Raw genomic sequence first — 17,894 nt, forward strand, 5'->3', positions numbered from 1 at the left:
TGGAACTCATGAAGCCCTCGGGACGGAATGGGCCGGCTGCAACATCGCGCTTCGGATGGGATGAAGCGCTTATCGAAGGTGAAGCCGCATCGGCATGAGCCGACGCGGCTTCCGGTACTGCGTCAGCAGTTCATCACGCGCTTGCGATCAGTGACCGAGCGCCTGGTTTGCCTGATTCGCGGCCTGCTTGAGCGCGTCGTCGGGCTTCGCCTTGCCGAGGTACACGGCCTGCATCGCGTTCGTGACGGCCTTCGCGGTGTCTTCCCAGCCCGTCACCGTCGGCGCGAAACGCGCTTGCGGCAGGAGCGCGATGAACGCCTTCGTGTCGGCATCGTTGAACGCCGGGTCGGTGGCTTCCGCTTTCGTCGTGGGCAGGAAGCCTTCCGTGCTCGTGAACTCGACGCGCGGTTCCTTCGTGAACAGATAGTCGAGGAACTTCCATGCGTCCTTCTTCACCTTCGAGTTCTTGAACATCACGATCGAATCGGTGACGGCATACGTCGCGCCGTTCGTGCCGACGGGCAGCGGATCGATGCCGTATTTCAGATTCGGCGCTTCCTTCTTGATCTGCTTCGCGAGGAACGGCGCGGAGATCATCATCGCGACGCGGCCCTGCTTGAAGAGGTTCTGCACGTCTTCACGGCTGTAGCCGGTGACGCCCGGCTGCGTCAGGCCCTGGTCGATCATCGACTTGTACAGCGTCGCCGCCTTGATGCCGGCGGGCGAATCGAAGCCGGCCTTGCCTTCCTTGTTCAGCACGTCGCCGCCGTTGGTCCACAGCGCGTAGTAGTAGTACACGTCGGTTTCGATTTCCTTGCCTTGCAGGCCGAAACCGGCGATGCCCTTCGCCTTCAGCTTCTTCGACGCGTCGATCACGTCGTTCCACGTTTTCGGGCCGTTCGGATAACCGACGCTCGCGAGCAGGTCCTTGTTGTAGTACAGCGCGCGCGCCGATGCCGCGATCGGCAGGCCGTACGTCTTGCCGTTGATCTGGCCCGGCGCGAGGAACGGTGCGATGAAGCGGTTCTTGAAGCTCGCGTCCATGTAGCCGTCGAGCGGCTCGGCGACGTCGTCTTTCACGAAGTCGAGCAGCCAGCGCGTGCCGACGATAGCGAGGTCGGCGTTGGCGTTACCCGAGATGTCTGTTTGCAGTTTCTGTTGCAGCGTGTCCCAGTTCACGTCCTCGATCTTGATCGTGGTGCCGGGATTGGCCTTCTCGAACTGGCGGGCCATTTTTTCGAAGTACGGCGCCGTCGCGTCGCTGTAATGCGCGACCGTCACACGCACCGTGTCGGCGTGCGCCGATAGGGCTAGACCTGCAAACGCGAGCGCTGCGGCGACTTTGCCGAGCGTAAGGGAAGCACGTGCATGCAACGACATTTCGTCTCTCCTGGGGTGGTCCGCCGCCGTAGCCGGCTGCTTGGGGTTGAATTGTTTGAAAAAATCCTACACACGAAAAAAAAATGTTGTCACGTAGGGGTGACGATATTTTTTGTCGTCGAGTTTTTTGCATAACATGCTGTAAATGATGGGCTTTTTGTGCGGTGCAGGGTATGAGGGTTTGTCAGGGCGCGCACGGTGCGTCTGCCCTGAAAATGCGCAATATGTAGGAAATTTACATGCCGGAAACATGTCGGCGCGCCACGCGGCGCTGGCGCCCGGCGAACGTGGAGAGGATGGACATGAAGCGTGTCGTGCTGGTGACGGGTGCATGCGGCGGGATCGGCAGCGTGCTATGCAAGCGTTTCGTTCAGGACGGCGCGACGGTGCTCGCGCTCGACGTCGATGCCACGGCGCTCGGGGCGCTGGTCGCCGATCTCGGCGCGGACAACGTCACGCCCATCGCGGTCGATCTCGGCGATTCAGATGCGGTGCGCGCACAGGTCGCGCAAGCCGTCGCGCTGCGCGGTCCCGTCGACGTGCTGGTCGCGAATGCCGGTGCAGCGGAAGGCCTGACGCTCGCCAAAACGGACGCCGCAAGCTGGCAGCGCGACGTGCATCTGAATCTGAACGGCATGTATCACACGGTCGAAGCGGTGCGCGAACAGATGATCGCGCGCCAAAGCGGCTCGATCGTGCTGATCGGCTCCGTCAACGGCATCACGGCGCTCGGCCATCCCGCGTACAGCGCGGCGAAGGCGGGTTTGATCAGCTACACGAAGGCGCTCGCGATCGAACTTGGGCGCTACGGCATCCGCGCGAATATCGTGTGTCCGGGCACGGTAAAGACGAAGGCATGGCAGGCGCGCGTCGACAAGAATCCGCAGGTGTTCGAGAACCTGAAGAAGTGGTACCCGCTGCGCGACTTCGCGACGCCCGACGATATCGCCGATGCCGTGCTCTTTCTCGCCTCGCCGATGGCGCGCGTGATCACGGGCGTCGTGCTGCCCGTCGACGGCGGGCTGATGGCGGGCAACCGGCTGATGGCGGAAGAGCTGACGCTCGAATCGCTATAGCGCTTGAATCGCTACGCCACTTACACGCACGAAACCGCATACGAGACGACGAGGACAGCATGGCAGCAGTGCAACTGAACGGCATCTACAAGCGTTACGGCGACACGCAGGTCGTGCACGGCATCGACCTGCACATCGACGACGGCGAGTTCGTCGTGCTGGTCGGCCCGTCGGGTTGCGGCAAGAGCACGTTGATGCGCATGGTCGCGGGCCTCGAAGAAATCAGCGGCGGCGAATTGACGATCGGCGGCACGCGCGCGAACGGCTTGCCGCCGCAGCAGCGCAATATCTCGATGGTGTTCCAGAGCTACGCGCTGTATCCGCATCTGTCCGTCTACGACAACATTGCGTTCGGGCCGCGCATCCGCAAGGAATCGCAGACGAGTTTCAAGCCGCGGATCGAGGCCGCCGCGAAGATGCTGAACCTGAGCAGCTATCTGGACCGCTTGCCGCGCGCGCTGTCGGGCGGGCAGCGTCAGCGCGTCGCGATGGGTCGCGCCGTGGTGCGCGAGCCGTCGCTGTTTTTGTTCGACGAGCCGCTGTCGAACCTCGATGCGAAGCTGCGCGTGCAGATGCGCACCGAGATCAAGGCGCTGCATCAGCGCCTGAAAAACACGGTGATTTACGTCACGCACGACCAGATCGAAGCGATGACGATGGCCGACCGCATCGTCGTGATGAACGCGGGGCGCATCGAGCAGATCGGGCGTCCGCTGGAACTGTACGACCGGCCGGCGAACCTGTTCGTCGCGAGTTTTCTCGGCTCGCCTTCGATGAACTTCGCTGAGGGCGAGGTGGTGAGCGCGGCGAACGGCGTGGCGTTGCAGCTTGCAGACAACGTGCGGATTCCGCTGCCGGGCGCCTCAGCGAAACCGGGCGCGAGGCTCACGCTCGGCGTGCGGCCCGAGCATATCGAAGCGTCGAGCGAAGGCATTCCGATGGATGTCGAAGTGATCGAGCCGACGGGCGCGGAGACGCATCTGTACGGCAAGATCGGCGGCGCGGCGTGGTGCGTGACGATGCGGCAGCGCGCGTCGATCGAGCCGGGCCAGCGCGTGACGCTGCGCTTTCCCGAGCAGCACATGCATCTGTTCGACACGGACAGCGGGCGCAGACTGGGCTGACGGCGCCACGGCGCCACGGCGCCACGGAATCGGGCGCCGCCGATTCACCATCCATCCAAAGGAACGCACGGTGTCCGCACCGAACCTGATTCCTCATATCCGGAGCGCGCTCGAATCGCTGCGGCCCGCCGAGCGCAAGGTCGCCGACATGGTGTTGTCCGATGTCGACTTCGCGATGCGCGCGAGCATCACCGAACTCGCGCAGCGCGCGGACGTGTCCGAGCCTTCCGTCACGCGCTTTTGCCGTGCCGTCGGCGCGCACGGTCTGCGCGACTTCAAGATGCAGCTGGCGCAGAGCGTGGCGGGAGGAATGCCCTATGCGTCCACGGCCATCGCGCGCGGCGACGACACGCAGACGCTATTCGACAAGGTCGGCGAAGCGGCCGTCGAGGGCATCACGCAGGCGCGCGGCGCAATCGATCCTGTCGCGGTGAACGCGGCGCTCGCCGCGCTGGCGAGTGCGCGGCGCGTGTATTTCTTCGGCGTCGGTTCGGGCTCGGGGCTCGTCGCGCAAGACGCGGCGCTGCGGTTCCTCAGGCTCGATATCGCGGCGAGCGCATTCACGGACGCGCATTTGCAGCGGCTTTACGCGGGCCTTCTGGAACCCGGCGACGTGGCGTTCGCCATTTCGCATTCGGGCCGCAGCGTCGAAGTGAACGAGAGCATGCAGATCGCGAAAGAACGCGGCGCGACGACGATCGCGCTGACAAACGTCGGCTCGCGGCTTGCGTGGCTCGTCGATATTCCGTTGCTGCTGCGCGTGCCGAGTCCCATCGATCCGAACACGCCGGGCGTCTCGCGTCTCGTGCATCTGTGCGTGATGGATGCGCTCGCGATCGGCGTCGCGCTGCGGCTCGAACCGCACACGCTGGAGAAGATGCGGCACGCGAAGGCGCGGCTGTCGCATGAACCGGATGCGGCGTCGGAGGATGAGCCGCAATAGCCCACCCTATCCCTCCGCATACCCAAAGCGCCGCGACAGCCGGTTCGTGGCGGCAACCAGCGTTTGCGCGGCCCCGCCGTGCGTATCGCTGTCGAAGCTGCCCGCCGTGCCCATCAACGCGATCACGAGCACGATGCTGCCCGTGTGATCGAACACAGGCGCCGCAAGCGTGCTGATGCCGGGGATCGGCTTGTTCAGCGCCGTGTCGATGCCTTGCTCGCGGATTTGCGCGAGACGCTGCGCATAGGGCGCGGCGAGTGTCGCGTCGCGCGCATCGGGAGCATCGGCAAAAATCTCGGGCGCCTGCGCGCCCGCCAGCCGCAGATGATCCTGCGCGAGCAGACCATGGCGCACTTCGTCGGCGACATGCGCGGCGAACACGCGCCCGATCGCCGTGTTCACGAGCGACATCACCGTGCCCACGCGCAGGCTCACGTGAAGCGGCCGCGCCGATTCTTCGAGCCGCACGACGGTGGGGCCCAGCGGACCGAGCACGGCCATCGCGACGCTCATGTCCGTCGTCGCAGCCAGCTCGACGATCTCGGGCTCGGCCTCGCGCGTCGGCGACAGGCGCTGCAAGCCGATCAAACCGAGTTCGAGCGCGAGCGGCCCAGCTTCGAAACAGCCCGACGCGTCGCGGCCAAGCAGGCCAATTTTCTGCAGGCTCACGAGATGCGGAAACGCCTTCGCGGGCGGCATCCCCGCCGCCGCAGCCAGGTCGCGCAACGACAACGGCTTGCCCGCCGCGACGAGTGCCGACAACAGCTCGCCCGTGCTGTCGAGCGACTGGATGCCGCGCTGCTGTTTCGCGTCGGGGCTCGCCGCCGACGCGGCCGACGCGGAATTGATTGCTTCGTTCATGTTCGATATGCCGCCATTTCCGCGCCGATTTCGCGTGCCGCGCGCTGCAACGCACGGGCAGTCGGGCCATCCCAGCTCACGTCGATAGCGCCGCTCGGGCCGATGACCGTCAACGCAAGGCACAACTGGCCGCGCGCGTCGAGCACAGGCGCCGCGAGACTGCTGATGCCGGGGCTCGGCGCATCGATGCCACGTTCGATGCCGCGCGCGCGGATCGCATCGAGCGTCGCGTCGAGCGAGGCGCGCTGCCCTGGCTCGACGAGATCGCCCGCGCCGCCCGACTGGTTCGTCCACATCGTCCGCAATGCGTCGGGCGCGAGGTACGCACAGAACACGCGTCCCGTGGATGTAGCTGGCAACGACATCACCGTGCCCACATGCAGGTTCACATGCAGCGGAAAGCCCGCATGCTCGTACCGGACGATGGTCGGTCCCTGCGGACCGGCCGCGCAGATCGCGACGCTGAAGCCGATCTCCTCGGCGAGCGCGGCGACGCGCGGCACGGCGGCGCGAAAAGCGGGCTGGTTCGCAAGCTGCATCAGACCGAGCCGCAGCGACAGCGGCCCCGGCTCGTAGCGCCCCGACAGCTCGTCGCGCTTGATGAGACCGAGCCGCGTCAGGCTCACGAGATAGGCGTGCGCCTGGCCGGGCGCAAGGTCGGCGCTTGCCGCGAGATCGGACAGGGCGAGCGGCGCGCGCGCCGTCGCCAGTGCCTGCAGCAGCCGTCCGCCCACTTCGACGCTCTGGATGCCGCGCTGCTGCTTGCCCGCGCCCGGATCGCTCTCTTTCGCCGCCTTGCTCACGTCGTCGTTCCGCCCGGAAAAAAGGTCCATGTTAAACGAACGGCGCCGCGGCCATTTCGCGCCAGGGTAAACACGAAATTAGTATATAGCAACACGTTTAGCCATTGACAAATAAAAGCCAGGCGCTAAGATGGAATCACGCCGGCCTCACAGTCGCCGGACATCATTCCAATCAGACAGGGCGAGCTGTCACTGCCGCGCCGGCGTGCGCGGGCTCGCGCTTGCCCCTCAATTCATGGAGACGAGCATGGCCAAGGCATTCGCATCGCAAGCCGACCTCGAAGAAAAGAAGATAACGTGGACGCAGCTGTCCGAGAACGCGTACGCCTACACGGCGGAAGGCGACCCGAACTCGGGCGTGATCGTCGGTGACGACGGCGTGCTGATCGTCGACACCACCGCGACGCCCGCGATGGCGCAAGACCTGATCGCGAAGATCCGCAGCGTCACCGACAAGCCGATCAAATACGTGGTGCTGTCGCACTATCACGCGGTGCGCGTGCTTGGCGCGTCGGCGTATTTCGCCGAGGGCGCGCAGCAGATCATCGCGAGCCGCGGCACGTACGAAATGATCGTCGAGCGCGGCGAGGCCGACATGAAATCGGAGATCGAACGCTTTCCGCGCCTGTTTGCCGGCGTCGAAACGGTGCCGGGCCTCACGTGGCCGACGCTCGTGTTCGAGAAGGAAATCACGCTGTTCCTCGGCAAGCTCGAAGTGCGCATCGCGCATCTCGGCGCGGGTCACACGAAGGGCGACACGATCGTCTGGCTGCCGTCGCAGAAGGTGCTGTTCTCGGGCGACCTCGTCGAATACGAAGCCGCCTGCTATTGCGGCGATGCGCAACTCGAACAGTGGCCCGCGACGCTCGAGGCGCTGCGCGCATTGAACGCCGAGAAGCTCGTGCCGGGCCGCGGCCCCGCGCTGACGACGTCCGAAGACGTGCACAAGGGCCTCGATTACACGAAGGACTTCGTCACGACGCTGTTGCAAAGCGGCCGCGAAGCCGTCGCCGACAAGCTCGACCTGAAGGCCGCGATGGCGCACACGCGCAAGGCGATGGACCCGAAGTTCGGCCACGTGTTCATTTACGAGCATTGCTTGCCGTTCGACGTGTCGCGCGCGTTCGACGAAGCGAGCGGCATCGCGCATCCGCGCATCTGGACCGCGCAGCGCGACAAGGACATGTGGGCCGCGCTGCAGGCGTGACGGCACAGACGGGTTAGACGACATAAACAGCGCCCAGAAACGCCCAGACGAGATGGACGGAGACAGCAGGATGAGCAGCATCAATTACCAGACCTTGTCGTTCGACTACCGGCGCTGCGCCGAGCAGGACGCAGCGTCGCAAGCGCAGATGCACCCGGTGATCGTGGTCGGCGCGGGGCCCGTCGGTCTCGCGACGGCGATCGATCTCGCGCAGCACGGCGTGCGCGTCGTGCTCGTCGACGACGATTGTTCGCTCGCCACAGGTTCGCGCGCGATCTGTTTTTCGAAGCGCTCGCTCGACATCTTCGACCGGCTCGGCTGCGGCGATCGCATGGTCGACAAGGGCATCAGCTGGAATGTCGGCAAGGTGTTCCTCAAGGAGGAACTCGTTTACACGTTCAACCTGCTGCCTGAAGCGGGCCATCAGCGCCCTGCGTTCATCAATCTGCAGCAGTACTACGTCGAAGGCTTTCTGCTTGAACGCGCGCAGGCGCTGCCGAATATCGACATCCGCTGGAAGAACAAGGTGGTCGGCTTGCAGCAGCACGGCGAGCCGCGTTCGGCCGACGCGTCCGTCATGCTGACTGTCGAAACGCCCGACGGCGAGTACGCGTTGCGCGGCCGCTATGTGATCGCCGCCGATGGCTCGCGCAGCCCCATTCGCAATATCATGGGTCTCGACAGCAAAGGCCGCGTGTTCAAGGACCGTTTCCTGATCGCCGACGTGAAGATGGAGGCGGAGTTTCCGAGCGAGCGCTGGTTCTGGTTCGACCCGCCGTTTCATCCGAACCAGTCGGTGCTGCTGCATCGTCAGCCCGACAACGTGTGGCGCATCGACTTCCAGCTCGGCTGGGATGCGGACCCGGTCGTCGAGAAAACGCCCGAGCGCGTGTTGCCGCGCGTGCGCGCGCTGCTCGGGCCGGACGTGAAGTTCGAACTCGAATGGGTCAGCGTCTACACGTTCTCGTGTCTGCGCATGGAGCGGTTCCGGCATGGCAACGTGCTGTTCGTCGGCGACGCGGCGCATCTGGTTTCGCCCTTCGGCGCGCGCGGTGCGAACAGCGGCTTTCAGGACGCGGAGAACGTGGCCTGGAAACTGGCGATGGTGCTGGACGGCCGTGCGTCGGATGCGCTGCTCGACAGCTATGCGAGCGAACGCGAATATGCCGCCGACGAGAACATCCTGAACTCGACGCGCTCGACTGATTTCATCACGCCCAAGTCGCCCGTCAGCCGCACGTTCCGCGATGCCGTGCTCAAGCTCGCGCGCAAGCATCCGTTTGCGCGTCAGCTCGCGAACAGCGGGCGTCTTTCGGTGCCTGCCGTGCTGCGCGACTCCGTGCTCAACACGGCCGATTGCGACTGCTTCGAAGGCAAGATGGTGCCCGGCGCGCCGTGCATGGACGCGCCCGTTTCGCTGGACGGCAAGCCTGCGTGGCTGCTTGCCCAGCTCGGCAACGCCTTCACAGGCGTGCTCTTTTGCGGCAGTGACGGCATCGACGCGGCCGCGCAGCGCGCATTGCAGGCGCTGCAGGCGGGGCCCGTTCCGTTCAGGCTCGTGATCGTGGCGCCGCACGGCGTGCGCCATGCCGTGCAAGCACTGAACGACGCCGTCGTGCTTGAAGATACTGAAGGTCTTGCGTGGTCGCGGTATGACGCGTTGCCGGGCACCTTCTATCTGATCCGTCCGGACCAGCATGTTTGCGCGCGGTGGCGTGCCTTCGATGCCGCCCGTGTCGATGAAGCGTTCGAGCGTGTGTTGTGCGTGGAAACCGTGGCCTGAACACGCGCCGCATCGATATGACAAAAGTTGGAGACAGCAAAGTGGCACTCATCACGCAACTCAATCTGACGCAGCCCGACGACTTCTACGAAGCGCTGATCGACATGCATCGCGACTTCGACGAGGCGCAAAGCCAGGCCGCGAACGCACAGCTGATTCTGCTGCTCGCCAATCACATCGGCGACTACGCGACGCTGATGGAAGCGATCCGCTACGCGCGCGAAGGCGTCGATCGCGACGAACCTCGCGCCGCCAACGCCCCGCGCGCCGCCGCCTGAGCTTGCCCAGCGGGCCCGCCACACCTGCCTGCGGGCCGCCTTCCCTGACAACACGGCGCAATAGACGCCGGACCCCAATGGGTCCGTTGGACCCGCATTGCCCGGAGATCTTTGATGAGTCAGTCAATCACGCCCGCCTATGAGCCTCGCGGGAATGCCGCCGCGCAGCATGACGACCACGCGTTGTATCGCAAGGTCACGTTGCGCATCGTGCCGTTCCTGTTTCTCTGCTACGTCATTTCGTTTCTCGACCGCATCAACATCGGCTTCGCGCAGCTGCAGATGAAGCACGACCTCGGCTTTAGCGACGCGATGTACGGACTCGGCGCGGCCGTGTTCTATATCGGCTACGTGCTGTGCGAAGTGCCGAGCAACCTGCTGCTCGCGCGATTCGGCGCGCGCCGCACCTTCACGCGGATCATGTTGCTGTGGGGCGCGGCATCCGTTTGCATGATGTTCGTGTCGCAGCCTTCCCACTTTTATCTGCTGCGCTTCATGCTAGGCGTGTTCGAAGCGGGCTTTTTTCCCGGCATCGTGCTGTATCTGACGTACTGGTATCCGGCGCAGCGGCGTGCCGTGATCCTGTCGATCTTTTTCGCGGGCGTCGCGGTCGCGGGCGTGCTGGGCGGCCTCATCTCCGGCTGGATCATGCGCGACATGGCGGGCGTGATGGGCCTGCACGGCTGGCAGTGGATGTTCGCCATCGAAGGCGCGCCCGCTGTCGTGCTCGGTCTGCTCGCGGCGTTCTGGCTCGTCGACGGGCCGCAGAGCGCGACGTGGCTGACCCAGCAGGAAAAGGCGTATCTGGCCGCGCAACGCGACGCCGAGCCGCGCCCGGCGAGTTCGCATTCGTCGCGTGCATTCATCGACGCGTTGCGCAACGCGCGCGTCTATCTGTTCGCGTTCATCTACTTTTCGCTGACGTGTGCATCGTTGACGCTGAATTTCTGGATGCCGCTGATGATCCGCGATTTCGGCGTGCGCGACGTGCTGTGGATCAGCCTCTACACGGTGATTCCCAATGCCGTCGGTGCGATCGGACTGATGCTGATTGCGCGCCATTCCGACCGTCGCGGCGAGCGGCGCAAGCACTTTGCCGCGTGCACGATAGGCGGCGGCATCGCGCTTTCGCTGCTGACGCTGCATCTGTCCAGCTTCGCCGCGACGCTCGCGATCCTGTCGGTTGCCTGCGTGCTGATCTTCGCCGCGCTGCCGATCTTCTGGACGGTGCCGTCGGGTTACCTGTCGGGCAAGGCGGCCGCGGCGGGCATTGCGCTGATCAGCAGCATCGGGATTACGAGCGGGATCGTCAGCCCGTGGGTCATCGGCATCATCAAGACGCGCACGGGCAGCATGGACGACGCCCTGTATCTGTTGACGGGATTGCTGTTCGCGAGCGGCGTCGCACTGTTGCTCGGGGTGCCGAAGAAGCCGCGCCTGGTCGCGTGACACGCACGGCAGTCGAGCGTCTGGGCTCAGACCTGCACGGACGGAATGTTTTTCATGCAGCGCAGCGCGAACATCGAACGGCTGTGCCGGATGCCGGAAATCTTGTAGAGCTTTTCGCGCAGGAAGCGTTCGTAGCCCGCGGTGCCGTCGACGGCAACCTTGATCAGATAGTCGTATTCGCCTGATACGAGGTACGCCTCGAGCACTTCGGGCAGCGTGGCGAGTTCGCCGCCGAAGCGGGCGAGTGCGTCGTCGTCGTGCCGGTCGAGCGTGACCTCGATCAGCACGACATCCGCGAAGCCCAGCTTCTGCTGATCGAGCAGCGCAACGTAGCCGCGAATATAACCGTCGGCTTCGAGCTGACGCGTGCGGTTCCAGCACGCAGTCGTCGACATGCCGACGATCTCGGCAAGCTCCGCGTTGGACAGGCGCGCGTTCTTCTGCAATGCGCGCATGATCGCGCGGTCCTGGTTGTCGAGTGAACGGTTGCGGGCTTGCATGCGGCCTATGAAGGAAGAATATTCGTTGATAGACGATTGTACCTGAAGCATCTTCCGTAATTGTCGACCGATGCACGGTAATCAGGAAGCCTTTACGGGGCAATGGCCGGTATATTCTTCACCATGCTTCCTTGCCCGCAACGACGGGCGGATTACCCTCCGCCGACGGGCGCCGCGCCATCCGCAAGACGGCGCCGGCAGGGACGGTCAGCGGCGAAACCCACGCCGTGCGACGCGTTCACCGGTCACGGAAGCATGCATCTCTCCTCATCCTCCCTCGTTGTCCATTCCGCCGATGCATCGGCGCGCTCCGCTTTTTTGACAGCCTCGACAAACGCTTTTATTAGCAAAACAATCTATATTGCAGAAACAAAGACCCGCAAAGGCCCGTCATCGCGCGTTCATATCGGCTAAACCGGGCCCGGCAGTGGACTGTACCTGATCGACTGTACCTGTCGTCACGCCGCATCGTCAGGTCATGGCGGTCCAGCAAGGCGGCCATGCTTCAACCAGCAGGGGGAGCCATGTCTACGTCACCGCTTTTCGACGCGCCGCACGGCCTCGATGATTCCGTCGCACAAGCCGACTCGCGCTTGCACAACCGCGATCTCGCGCCCGTGCCGCACACGCAGCGCACATGGACGGGCTACAGCATCTTCGCGATGTGGATGTCGGACGTGCATAGCGTCGGCGGCTACACGTTCGCGGCCAGTCTCTTCCTGCTCGGCATTTCAGGCTGGCAGGTGCTGATTGCGCTGACGGTCGGCATTCTCGTCGTCTACGTGCTGATGAACTGGGTCGGCAAGCCGAGCTACATGCACGGCATTCCGTTTCCCGTGATGGCGCGCGTCAGCATGGGCGTCATGGGCGCCAACCTGGCGGCCGTGATTCGCGGCGTGGTCGGCATCGTCTGGTATGGCGTGCAAACCTATTTCGCGTCCAAAGCCGTGGCGACGTTGTTGCTCTTGTTCATTCCCGCCTCAGCCGCTTTGCGCGACGTCACCATTCTCAAGCTGGATGGCCTGGGCTGGGTGAGCTTTCTCTTTATGTGGGTCTTCCAGCTAATCATTTTTCAGCGCGGCATGGAAACGATCCGCAAGTTCATCGACTTTTGCGGCCCCGCTGTCTACGTCGTGATGTTCGCGTTGATGGCGTGGATTCTTTCGCAGGCCGGACTTGGCAGTCTGAGCCTGACGCTTGGCGGCAAAACGCTAACGGGCGCGGAACAATTCGCGGGCATGGGCAACGCGGTGCTGCTCGTCGTCAGTTACTTCGCGGCGTTGCTCCTGAACTTCGGAGACTTTTCGCGCTTCGCCAAGAGCGAGCATCAAATGAAAGTGGGCAATTTTCTCGGCTTGCCCGTCAATTTCATCGTCTTCGCGATCATCACGGTGATCGTGACATCGGGCAGCGCGACCGTGTTCGGCTCGATGATCATGGACCCCGTTGCGATCGTCGCGCATATCCAGAACAAGGTGGCCGTGGTGATCGGCAGCCTCACGTTTATCGTGGCGACAATGGGCATCAATATCGTCGCCAATTTCGTCTCGCCCGCTTACGACCTGGCGAATCTTTTTCCGAAGCACGTCGATTTCAAGCGCGGCGGGCTGATCGCTTCCATCCTCGCGGTGCTGGTTTGCCCATGGATTTTTGTCGACAGCCCTAAAGCCATAACGATTTTCGTCAGCGTGTTCGGTGCGGTGCTCGCGCCGCTTTATGGCGTGATGATGGCGGATTTCTATCTGATCAAGCGCCAGCAGGTGCAAACGGCCGAGCTCTACACGATGGCATCGACGGGCCGCTTCTACTACGACGGCGGCTGGAACAAGGTGGGCGTCGCGGCGCTCGTGCTTTCGGGCTGCATCTCCATTGGCTGGGAGTTGTGCACGCAACTGCTACACGTCTTGCCCGAAAACAACTTCGGCTGGCTGATCGGCGCCGTATCGGGCGCGCTGCTGTATGTGGTCATGATGCGGCTCGCGCGAAGAACCTGACGCGCCGCCCCCCTACCACGAACTTCCGCACAACCGGGTTGTGGACCGAATTAAGCGCTAGTTTGTCTTTAGAGGCCGGTCAAAGTATTCGATACTCAGGAGTCGATTCGTGACGTGCTATGGCGCGCCACGGGGTCCATACGCGCTTGCATATGGAGACCAGGCGGCCGGATCGAAAAACTCCATAACCGGAAGTCTCTTTAGAACAGGCGCGAAGATGGACCGGCTGGACGCGTTAAGGCTGTTTGTCGAAATCGCCGAAGCCGGAAGCTTTTCCGCGGCTGCGCGAAAAAACACCGTGTCGACGTCCACGGTGACGCTTGCGTTGCAAAAGCTGGAAGAAGAAGTGGGCGCGCGCCTGATTATGCGCACGACACGGCGGCTCGCTTTCACGCACGAAGGCCAGCGTTTTCTCGATGACGCGCGCCGCGTGCTGGCCGATTGGGATGCCGCCATTCTGAGCTTGCGCGAAGACGGTCCGCTCAATGGGCCGATCCGCTTGACGGCCAGCAGCGATTTCGGCCGCACGCGCGTCGTTCCTTTGCTCGACAAGTTCATGAGCCTGAATCCGCAGGTGCAGGTGTCGCTGCTGTTGACGGATGGTGTCGTCGATCTCATCGATCAGCATCTGGACCTCGCATTGCGCAACGGGCCGCTGATCGATGCGCGCCTTAAGGCGCGGCTGCTGTTGACCGGGCCGCGCGTGGTGTGCGCCGCGCCCTCCTATTGGGCGACGCATGGCAAGCCGACGCATCCGTCGCAACTGGCTTCGCACAACTGCCTGATCCTCGCGCCGCCTGATTCGCCGTTTGCCAACTGGCCGTTCGTCATCGATGGCAAGCAGATCGTGGTGCGCGTGTCCGGCAACCGTATCGCAAGCGACGGCAGCGTGCTGCGCGAATGGGCCGTCAACGGATACGGCGTGATACTGAAGAACCGCTGGGACATTTACCACGAACTGCAATCGGGCGCACTCGAAACGGCGCTGGACCCGTTCATCGGCGAGCGGGTGGATCTCTTTGCCGTGTACGCGGGCGCCATGCCCAGCCGGCGCGTGGGCGCGCTGATCGACTTCATCGCGCACGAGCTTTCCGTCGACGATTCGCTCGAACTCCATTCGCTCGACAGCATCCGTCCAATCTAGCGCGATACGCATTGGTTAGACCTTAATGGGGCGTGAATGGCGGGCCGGTTGCGAGCCTGGTCGAAAGCGGGTAGCCTAACTCCGATTGATTGTGTCGGAGTGGACTATGTCTCATATCAGTGCAGGCGTCGAATACGGACTGCATTGCCTGCTTTACCTGACGGAGGCCGCACCGGGCGGCGTGCCCGAGGCCAGCGTGCGGGATCTGGCGGCGTTACAAGGCGTGCCCGCCGATTACGTCGCGAAACTATTTACGAAATTGCACAAGGCCGGGCTCGTCATCGCAACGGAAGGCGCGAAGGGCGGGTTCGCGCTTGCGCGGCCGGCGAGCCAGATCTCGGTGCTCGACGTCGTCACGGCAGTCGACGGCGACAAGGCGCTGTTCGAATGCCGCGAAGTGCGTACGCGCTGCGCGGTGTTCGGCGACGCCGCGCCGACATGGGCGACGAGCGGAGTGTGCTCGATCCACGCCGTGATGCAGAACGCCGAGAAGCGAATGCGCGAGGCACTTGCGTCGCAATCGCTGGGAGATCTGGCCGTGCGCACATCGGCAAAGGCGCCTCGTGCGTTCGGGCCGCAAGTCGTGAAGTGGCTACGTGGGCGCGCGGCGGGCAGGCGGCGCGATCGCGGCGGTTCGCCTTCCGGCGCGCGTTCGTGAACGCGAAGCCACATGAAAGATTGAAGGCCGCGCACTGCGGCCTTTTTTCTGGCAGGCGGCGCTGACTCATTCCCGTTTCCGGCTTCGCGCGGACGCTTATGCCGTCTCGGCCTCCACACTGCCCACGCGCGCGAGTTCCGATGCGGCCCAATCGGCGGCCACGTCGGCGAGTTCCGTGTGTGCACGCTTTAACGCCTCGTTGCGTGCTTGCTGATCCGAAAACTGCAGCGGCTGCGCATCGACGAATCGCGGAGCGCTGACGCCGATAAAACCAAATGCCGCCCTGAGAGCGGGCGTCAGTGCGTCCATCGACGAAAACACATTGCCAGGGCGCAAATCGGCGCCGCGCGTGGTAATGAAGAGTACCTTCTGGCGATTCAGCTGCCCGACGATGTTTCCATTTTCGTTCTTGTAGGTGATGCCGGGACGCGTCACGCTGTCAATGAACGCCTTGAATGCCGACGGCATCGACCAGTTGTACATCGGCATGGCAAAGACCAGCGCATCGGCTTCAAGCAGACGCTTGCACAACGCGTCGGAGGCGGTCAAAGTCGCGCGCATCTCGTCGGTGCGCTCGTGTTCCTGGTGATACGTGGCAATCGCGAACGCCTCTGTCACATGCGGCGGGGTATCGACGGTGACATCGAGATAATCGACTTCGACATCGACGCCTTCGCGGCGCAGGTTCTCAATGAACTGGCGCGACAGCGCGCGGGAATTGGAACGCTCGCGCTTGGCGCTTGCATCGACGTGAAAGATCTTCATCTCGATTCTCCGTAACTAGGACTACATATGTCGTAGTTGTGAGGATAGTGAGTTTGCGAACGCCGCGCAACCGAGGGGACACTTGCGAACGCCCGCACAGAGTCCCGCGCACACAATGGTGCAGATCGCTGTGAGCCTTTTGCAGAAAGGTGGGAAGGCAGTCGAAGGCCGAATGCAAGGTCGCTATGCGCCGAATGTGAGACAAAGTGTTTCGCTTGCGGTACACGCGCATGACAAGAAGTGATATGCCGCGTCGTGACAATGACATTCCGGTTGCGACGTTCTGCTGAATGGTCGCGATGTGGGTGACACCGTCAATAAGAGGCGCGCGTTCCTATTCAGAGGCTGAATAGAAAAAGTCACGCGTGTGACAGTCCGACGCACGTGTCCAACAGGATGCGCAGAGGAAAAAGCGCCGGAACCTCACGGCCCGTGGCGCTTAAGCTTTGTTCAGATTGCGGGCGCGCAGGCAGGCGCGCGTATGAAAGGTCGCGAGTTCGAAACTAGTCGAGCACGATGCCGCTTGGACACGACGGCACGGCCGACGCGAGAATCATCCGGTCGCGATTGGCAGGGAAGTAGCTTTCGCATGCGCGTGGACGGAACACCGGGTCGCCGCGTCGGATCGGCATCCCTGTCAGCACGCAAAACGAATCCATACGCGCAAGGCCGATTCGCCATACCTGATCTGCGTAGTGGCCCGAACGTGGGTCGCTCCAGCAGACGCTGAGTGTCTTTGACGATAGTTGTTCAAGGATTGAAATATGCGCCGGCGGCGGCTCGACCTCGACGGGTTCGAGCGCTTCGGGAGGCGGTCGCTTTGTCATGCGGAATTTTTTCTTGGGACCGTATTGTGCTTTCCGGGTCGATTCAAGTGTATTGGGTGTGGGCATCAAGACGCCCACCAATGCGCGTCTAACGATATCTTCTTCAACCGGACGAGTCATCATTCACCTCCGTCACAGAGTTTGGCTGGCGGCACGCCCTGACGCGGCCGAGGTGCTGCTGCTGACGTGAACAGTGTTGTTCGGTGTGGCTCGCAAGGCAGTTCGAACGACTTGCCTGCATGGCGCATCGGCGCGTGAATTGGTTTTGCGCCATCAACGCGCCGTGGACTCTATATTGGACGTTCAGGCGCCCATAGAGCAAGTTAAGCGTTGTTAACCGGAATGTGCAATGGAATCTTGCAGCGCTTCAGGTTGCTGAATTGCACGGATGCTGAAGAAGAGCGCCAGGCTTGCCTGGTCGCCGCCATCAACGTTGCCGCCGCCTTAAACATGTACTGCCGTTACTTCTTGTCCCATGTGACGAGATCTTTGTCGTTGTCGTCAGCGACAAAGATGGCGAGCAGTTTCGCGGGCTTCGTCTTGCTCGCGTTCTCACTGACCCTGTGATGCACGCCGGGCGCTTCCGTCCAGCTTTCACCCGCGTGATACACCCGAGCCTCGCCGTCGTCGACCTTGCTGCGGATCTCACCTTGCAGCACGTAGCCAACGACGAAAGCCTGACCATGACGATGCGATGGCGAGACGCCACCCGGTTTGTAGTCGACGACGATGCCCGTCATGGTCTTGCCGGACACATTGGCAATGGGCGTCGCGAATGCCCGGCTGATCTGTTCGCGCGGACCGTCGACACCATGCGCATGCGCCGCGTGAGCAGCGCCCAGCGCTATGCAGGCGGCTGCCGTGGATGCCAGAACGGCATGGAAAAGATTCATCTTCAACTCTTCGAAAAAATATCGGCATGGCGTGGCGCCTGACGGCAGTACAAGTCAGAACGTCACGACTGCCTCGATGCATCACGCTGCTTTTAACTGCGACTATAAAAGTCGTAGTTTGAGAGTAACCATTTTTTAGCGGCCATGCAACGGAACGGGCAGGCGCGCGATGAAACGACGCAGTCAACGTCCGGCAGCGCAAAGCGATG

Annotated in this window: 17 protein-coding genes; 10 read left to right on the forward strand and 7 right to left on the reverse strand. The window is 63.0% G+C overall.

The features are described 5' to 3' along the window. Positions 1-147 precede the first annotated feature (147 nt). The gene (locus H3V53_RS09020; protein WP_336597659.1) at positions 148-1,380 is read right to left on the reverse strand and encodes an ABC transporter substrate-binding protein; all 1,233 of its coding nucleotides are present in this window, start codon (positions 1,378-1,380) and stop codon (positions 148-150) included. Positions 1,381-1,682: 302 nt separating this feature from the next. On the opposite strand from H3V53_RS09020, the gene H3V53_RS09025 reads away from it, so the two are divergent. The 3 genes from H3V53_RS09025 to H3V53_RS09035 all read left to right on the forward strand — a co-directional run bounded on the left by H3V53_RS09025 (position 1,683) and on the right by H3V53_RS09035 (position 4,523). Next, complete coding sequence (locus H3V53_RS09025) at positions 1,683-2,456, forward strand: SDR family oxidoreductase (protein WP_336597660.1); 774 nt, start codon at positions 1,683-1,685, stop codon at positions 2,454-2,456. A gap of 59 nt (positions 2,457-2,515) precedes the next feature. Beyond that, positions 2,516-3,580, forward strand: coding sequence for an ABC transporter ATP-binding protein (locus H3V53_RS09030; protein ID WP_336597661.1), 1,065 nt, complete (start codon positions 2,516-2,518; stop codon positions 3,578-3,580). A 70-nt stretch (positions 3,581-3,650) separates the two neighbouring features. Further along, positions 3,651-4,523, forward strand: a complete 873-nt coding sequence (locus H3V53_RS09035) for an SIS domain-containing protein (RefSeq protein WP_054923920.1) — start codon at positions 3,651-3,653, stop codon at positions 4,521-4,523. Positions 4,524-4,529: 6 nt separating this feature from the next. On the opposite strand, the gene H3V53_RS09040 is transcribed toward H3V53_RS09035, so the two are convergent. Together H3V53_RS09040 and H3V53_RS09045 are read right to left on the reverse strand one after the other, a co-directional pair. Then, on the reverse strand, positions 4,530-5,384 hold the full coding sequence (locus tag H3V53_RS09040) for an IclR family transcriptional regulator (RefSeq protein ID WP_336597662.1): 855 nt from the start codon (positions 5,382-5,384) through the stop codon (positions 4,530-4,532). After that, positions 5,381-6,217, reverse strand: a complete 837-nt coding sequence (locus tag H3V53_RS09045; RefSeq protein WP_336597663.1) for an IclR family transcriptional regulator — start codon at positions 6,215-6,217, stop codon at positions 5,381-5,383. Before H3V53_RS09045 ends, H3V53_RS09040 begins: the two co-directional genes overlap by 4 nt. A gap of 217 nt (positions 6,218-6,434) precedes the next feature. Between H3V53_RS09045 and H3V53_RS09050 the strand changes: the two genes are divergently transcribed. The 4 genes from H3V53_RS09050 (at position 6,435) to H3V53_RS09065 (ending at position 10,904) form a co-directional block, all read left to right on the forward strand. After that, on the forward strand, positions 6,435-7,394 hold the full coding sequence (locus tag H3V53_RS09050; protein ID WP_336597664.1) for an MBL fold metallo-hydrolase: 960 nt from the start codon (positions 6,435-6,437) through the stop codon (positions 7,392-7,394). Between the two features lie 70 nt (positions 7,395-7,464). Beyond that, positions 7,465-9,177 (forward strand): FAD-dependent oxidoreductase, encoded by a 1,713-nt coding sequence (locus H3V53_RS09055; RefSeq protein WP_336597665.1) that lies wholly within the window; start codon positions 7,465-7,467, stop codon positions 9,175-9,177. Positions 9,178-9,218: 41 nt separating this feature from the next. Further along, on the forward strand, positions 9,219-9,455 hold the full coding sequence (locus tag H3V53_RS09060; RefSeq protein WP_336597666.1) for a DUF2783 domain-containing protein: 237 nt from the start codon (positions 9,219-9,221) through the stop codon (positions 9,453-9,455). A 114-nt stretch (positions 9,456-9,569) separates the two neighbouring features. Then, positions 9,570-10,904, forward strand: a complete 1,335-nt coding sequence (locus H3V53_RS09065) for an MFS transporter (protein WP_336597667.1) — start codon at positions 9,570-9,572, stop codon at positions 10,902-10,904. A 26-nt stretch (positions 10,905-10,930) separates the two neighbouring features. On the opposite strand, the gene H3V53_RS09070 is transcribed toward H3V53_RS09065, so the two are convergent. After that, positions 10,931-11,404, reverse strand: a complete 474-nt coding sequence (locus H3V53_RS09070) for an Lrp/AsnC family transcriptional regulator (protein WP_336597668.1) — start codon at positions 11,402-11,404, stop codon at positions 10,931-10,933. A gap of 524 nt (positions 11,405-11,928) precedes the next feature. Between H3V53_RS09070 and H3V53_RS09075 the strand changes: the two genes are divergently transcribed. The 3 genes from H3V53_RS09075 (at position 11,929) to H3V53_RS09085 (ending at position 15,200) form a co-directional block, all read left to right on the forward strand. Beyond that, on the forward strand, positions 11,929-13,398 hold the full coding sequence (locus H3V53_RS09075) for an NCS1 family nucleobase:cation symporter-1 (protein ID WP_336597669.1): 1,470 nt from the start codon (positions 11,929-11,931) through the stop codon (positions 13,396-13,398). A gap of 217 nt (positions 13,399-13,615) precedes the next feature. Further along, a complete protein-coding gene (locus tag H3V53_RS09080; protein ID WP_336597670.1) occupies positions 13,616-14,542 on the forward strand; it encodes a LysR family transcriptional regulator in 927 nt (308 codons plus the stop codon). A gap of 106 nt (positions 14,543-14,648) precedes the next feature. Continuing rightward, positions 14,649-15,200, forward strand: coding sequence for an RrF2 family transcriptional regulator (locus tag H3V53_RS09085; protein WP_336597671.1), 552 nt, complete (start codon positions 14,649-14,651; stop codon positions 15,198-15,200). 96 nt (positions 15,201-15,296) lie between these two features. Here the strand turns inward: H3V53_RS09085 and H3V53_RS09090 are convergent, their stop codons facing one another. The 3 genes from H3V53_RS09090 to H3V53_RS09100 all read right to left on the reverse strand — a co-directional run bounded on the left by H3V53_RS09090 (position 15,297) and on the right by H3V53_RS09100 (position 17,685). Further along, the gene (locus H3V53_RS09090; RefSeq protein WP_336597672.1) at positions 15,297-15,965 is read right to left on the reverse strand and encodes an FMN-dependent NADH-azoreductase; all 669 of its coding nucleotides are present in this window, start codon (positions 15,963-15,965) and stop codon (positions 15,297-15,299) included. A gap of 503 nt (positions 15,966-16,468) precedes the next feature. Next, positions 16,469-16,915: a DUF3331 domain-containing protein gene (locus H3V53_RS09095; protein WP_336597673.1), complete on the reverse strand. Its 447-nt coding sequence runs from the start codon at positions 16,913-16,915 to the stop codon at positions 16,469-16,471. A 338-nt stretch (positions 16,916-17,253) separates the two neighbouring features. After that, a complete protein-coding gene (locus H3V53_RS09100) occupies positions 17,254-17,685 on the reverse strand; it encodes a cupin domain-containing protein (RefSeq protein ID WP_336597674.1) in 432 nt (143 codons plus the stop codon). Positions 17,686-17,894 lie beyond the last annotated feature (209 nt).

The sequence above is a fragment of the Paraburkholderia bengalensis genome (assembly GCF_037126505.1).
Taxonomy (GTDB): Bacteria; Pseudomonadota; Gammaproteobacteria; order Burkholderiales; family Burkholderiaceae; genus Paraburkholderia; species Paraburkholderia bengalensis.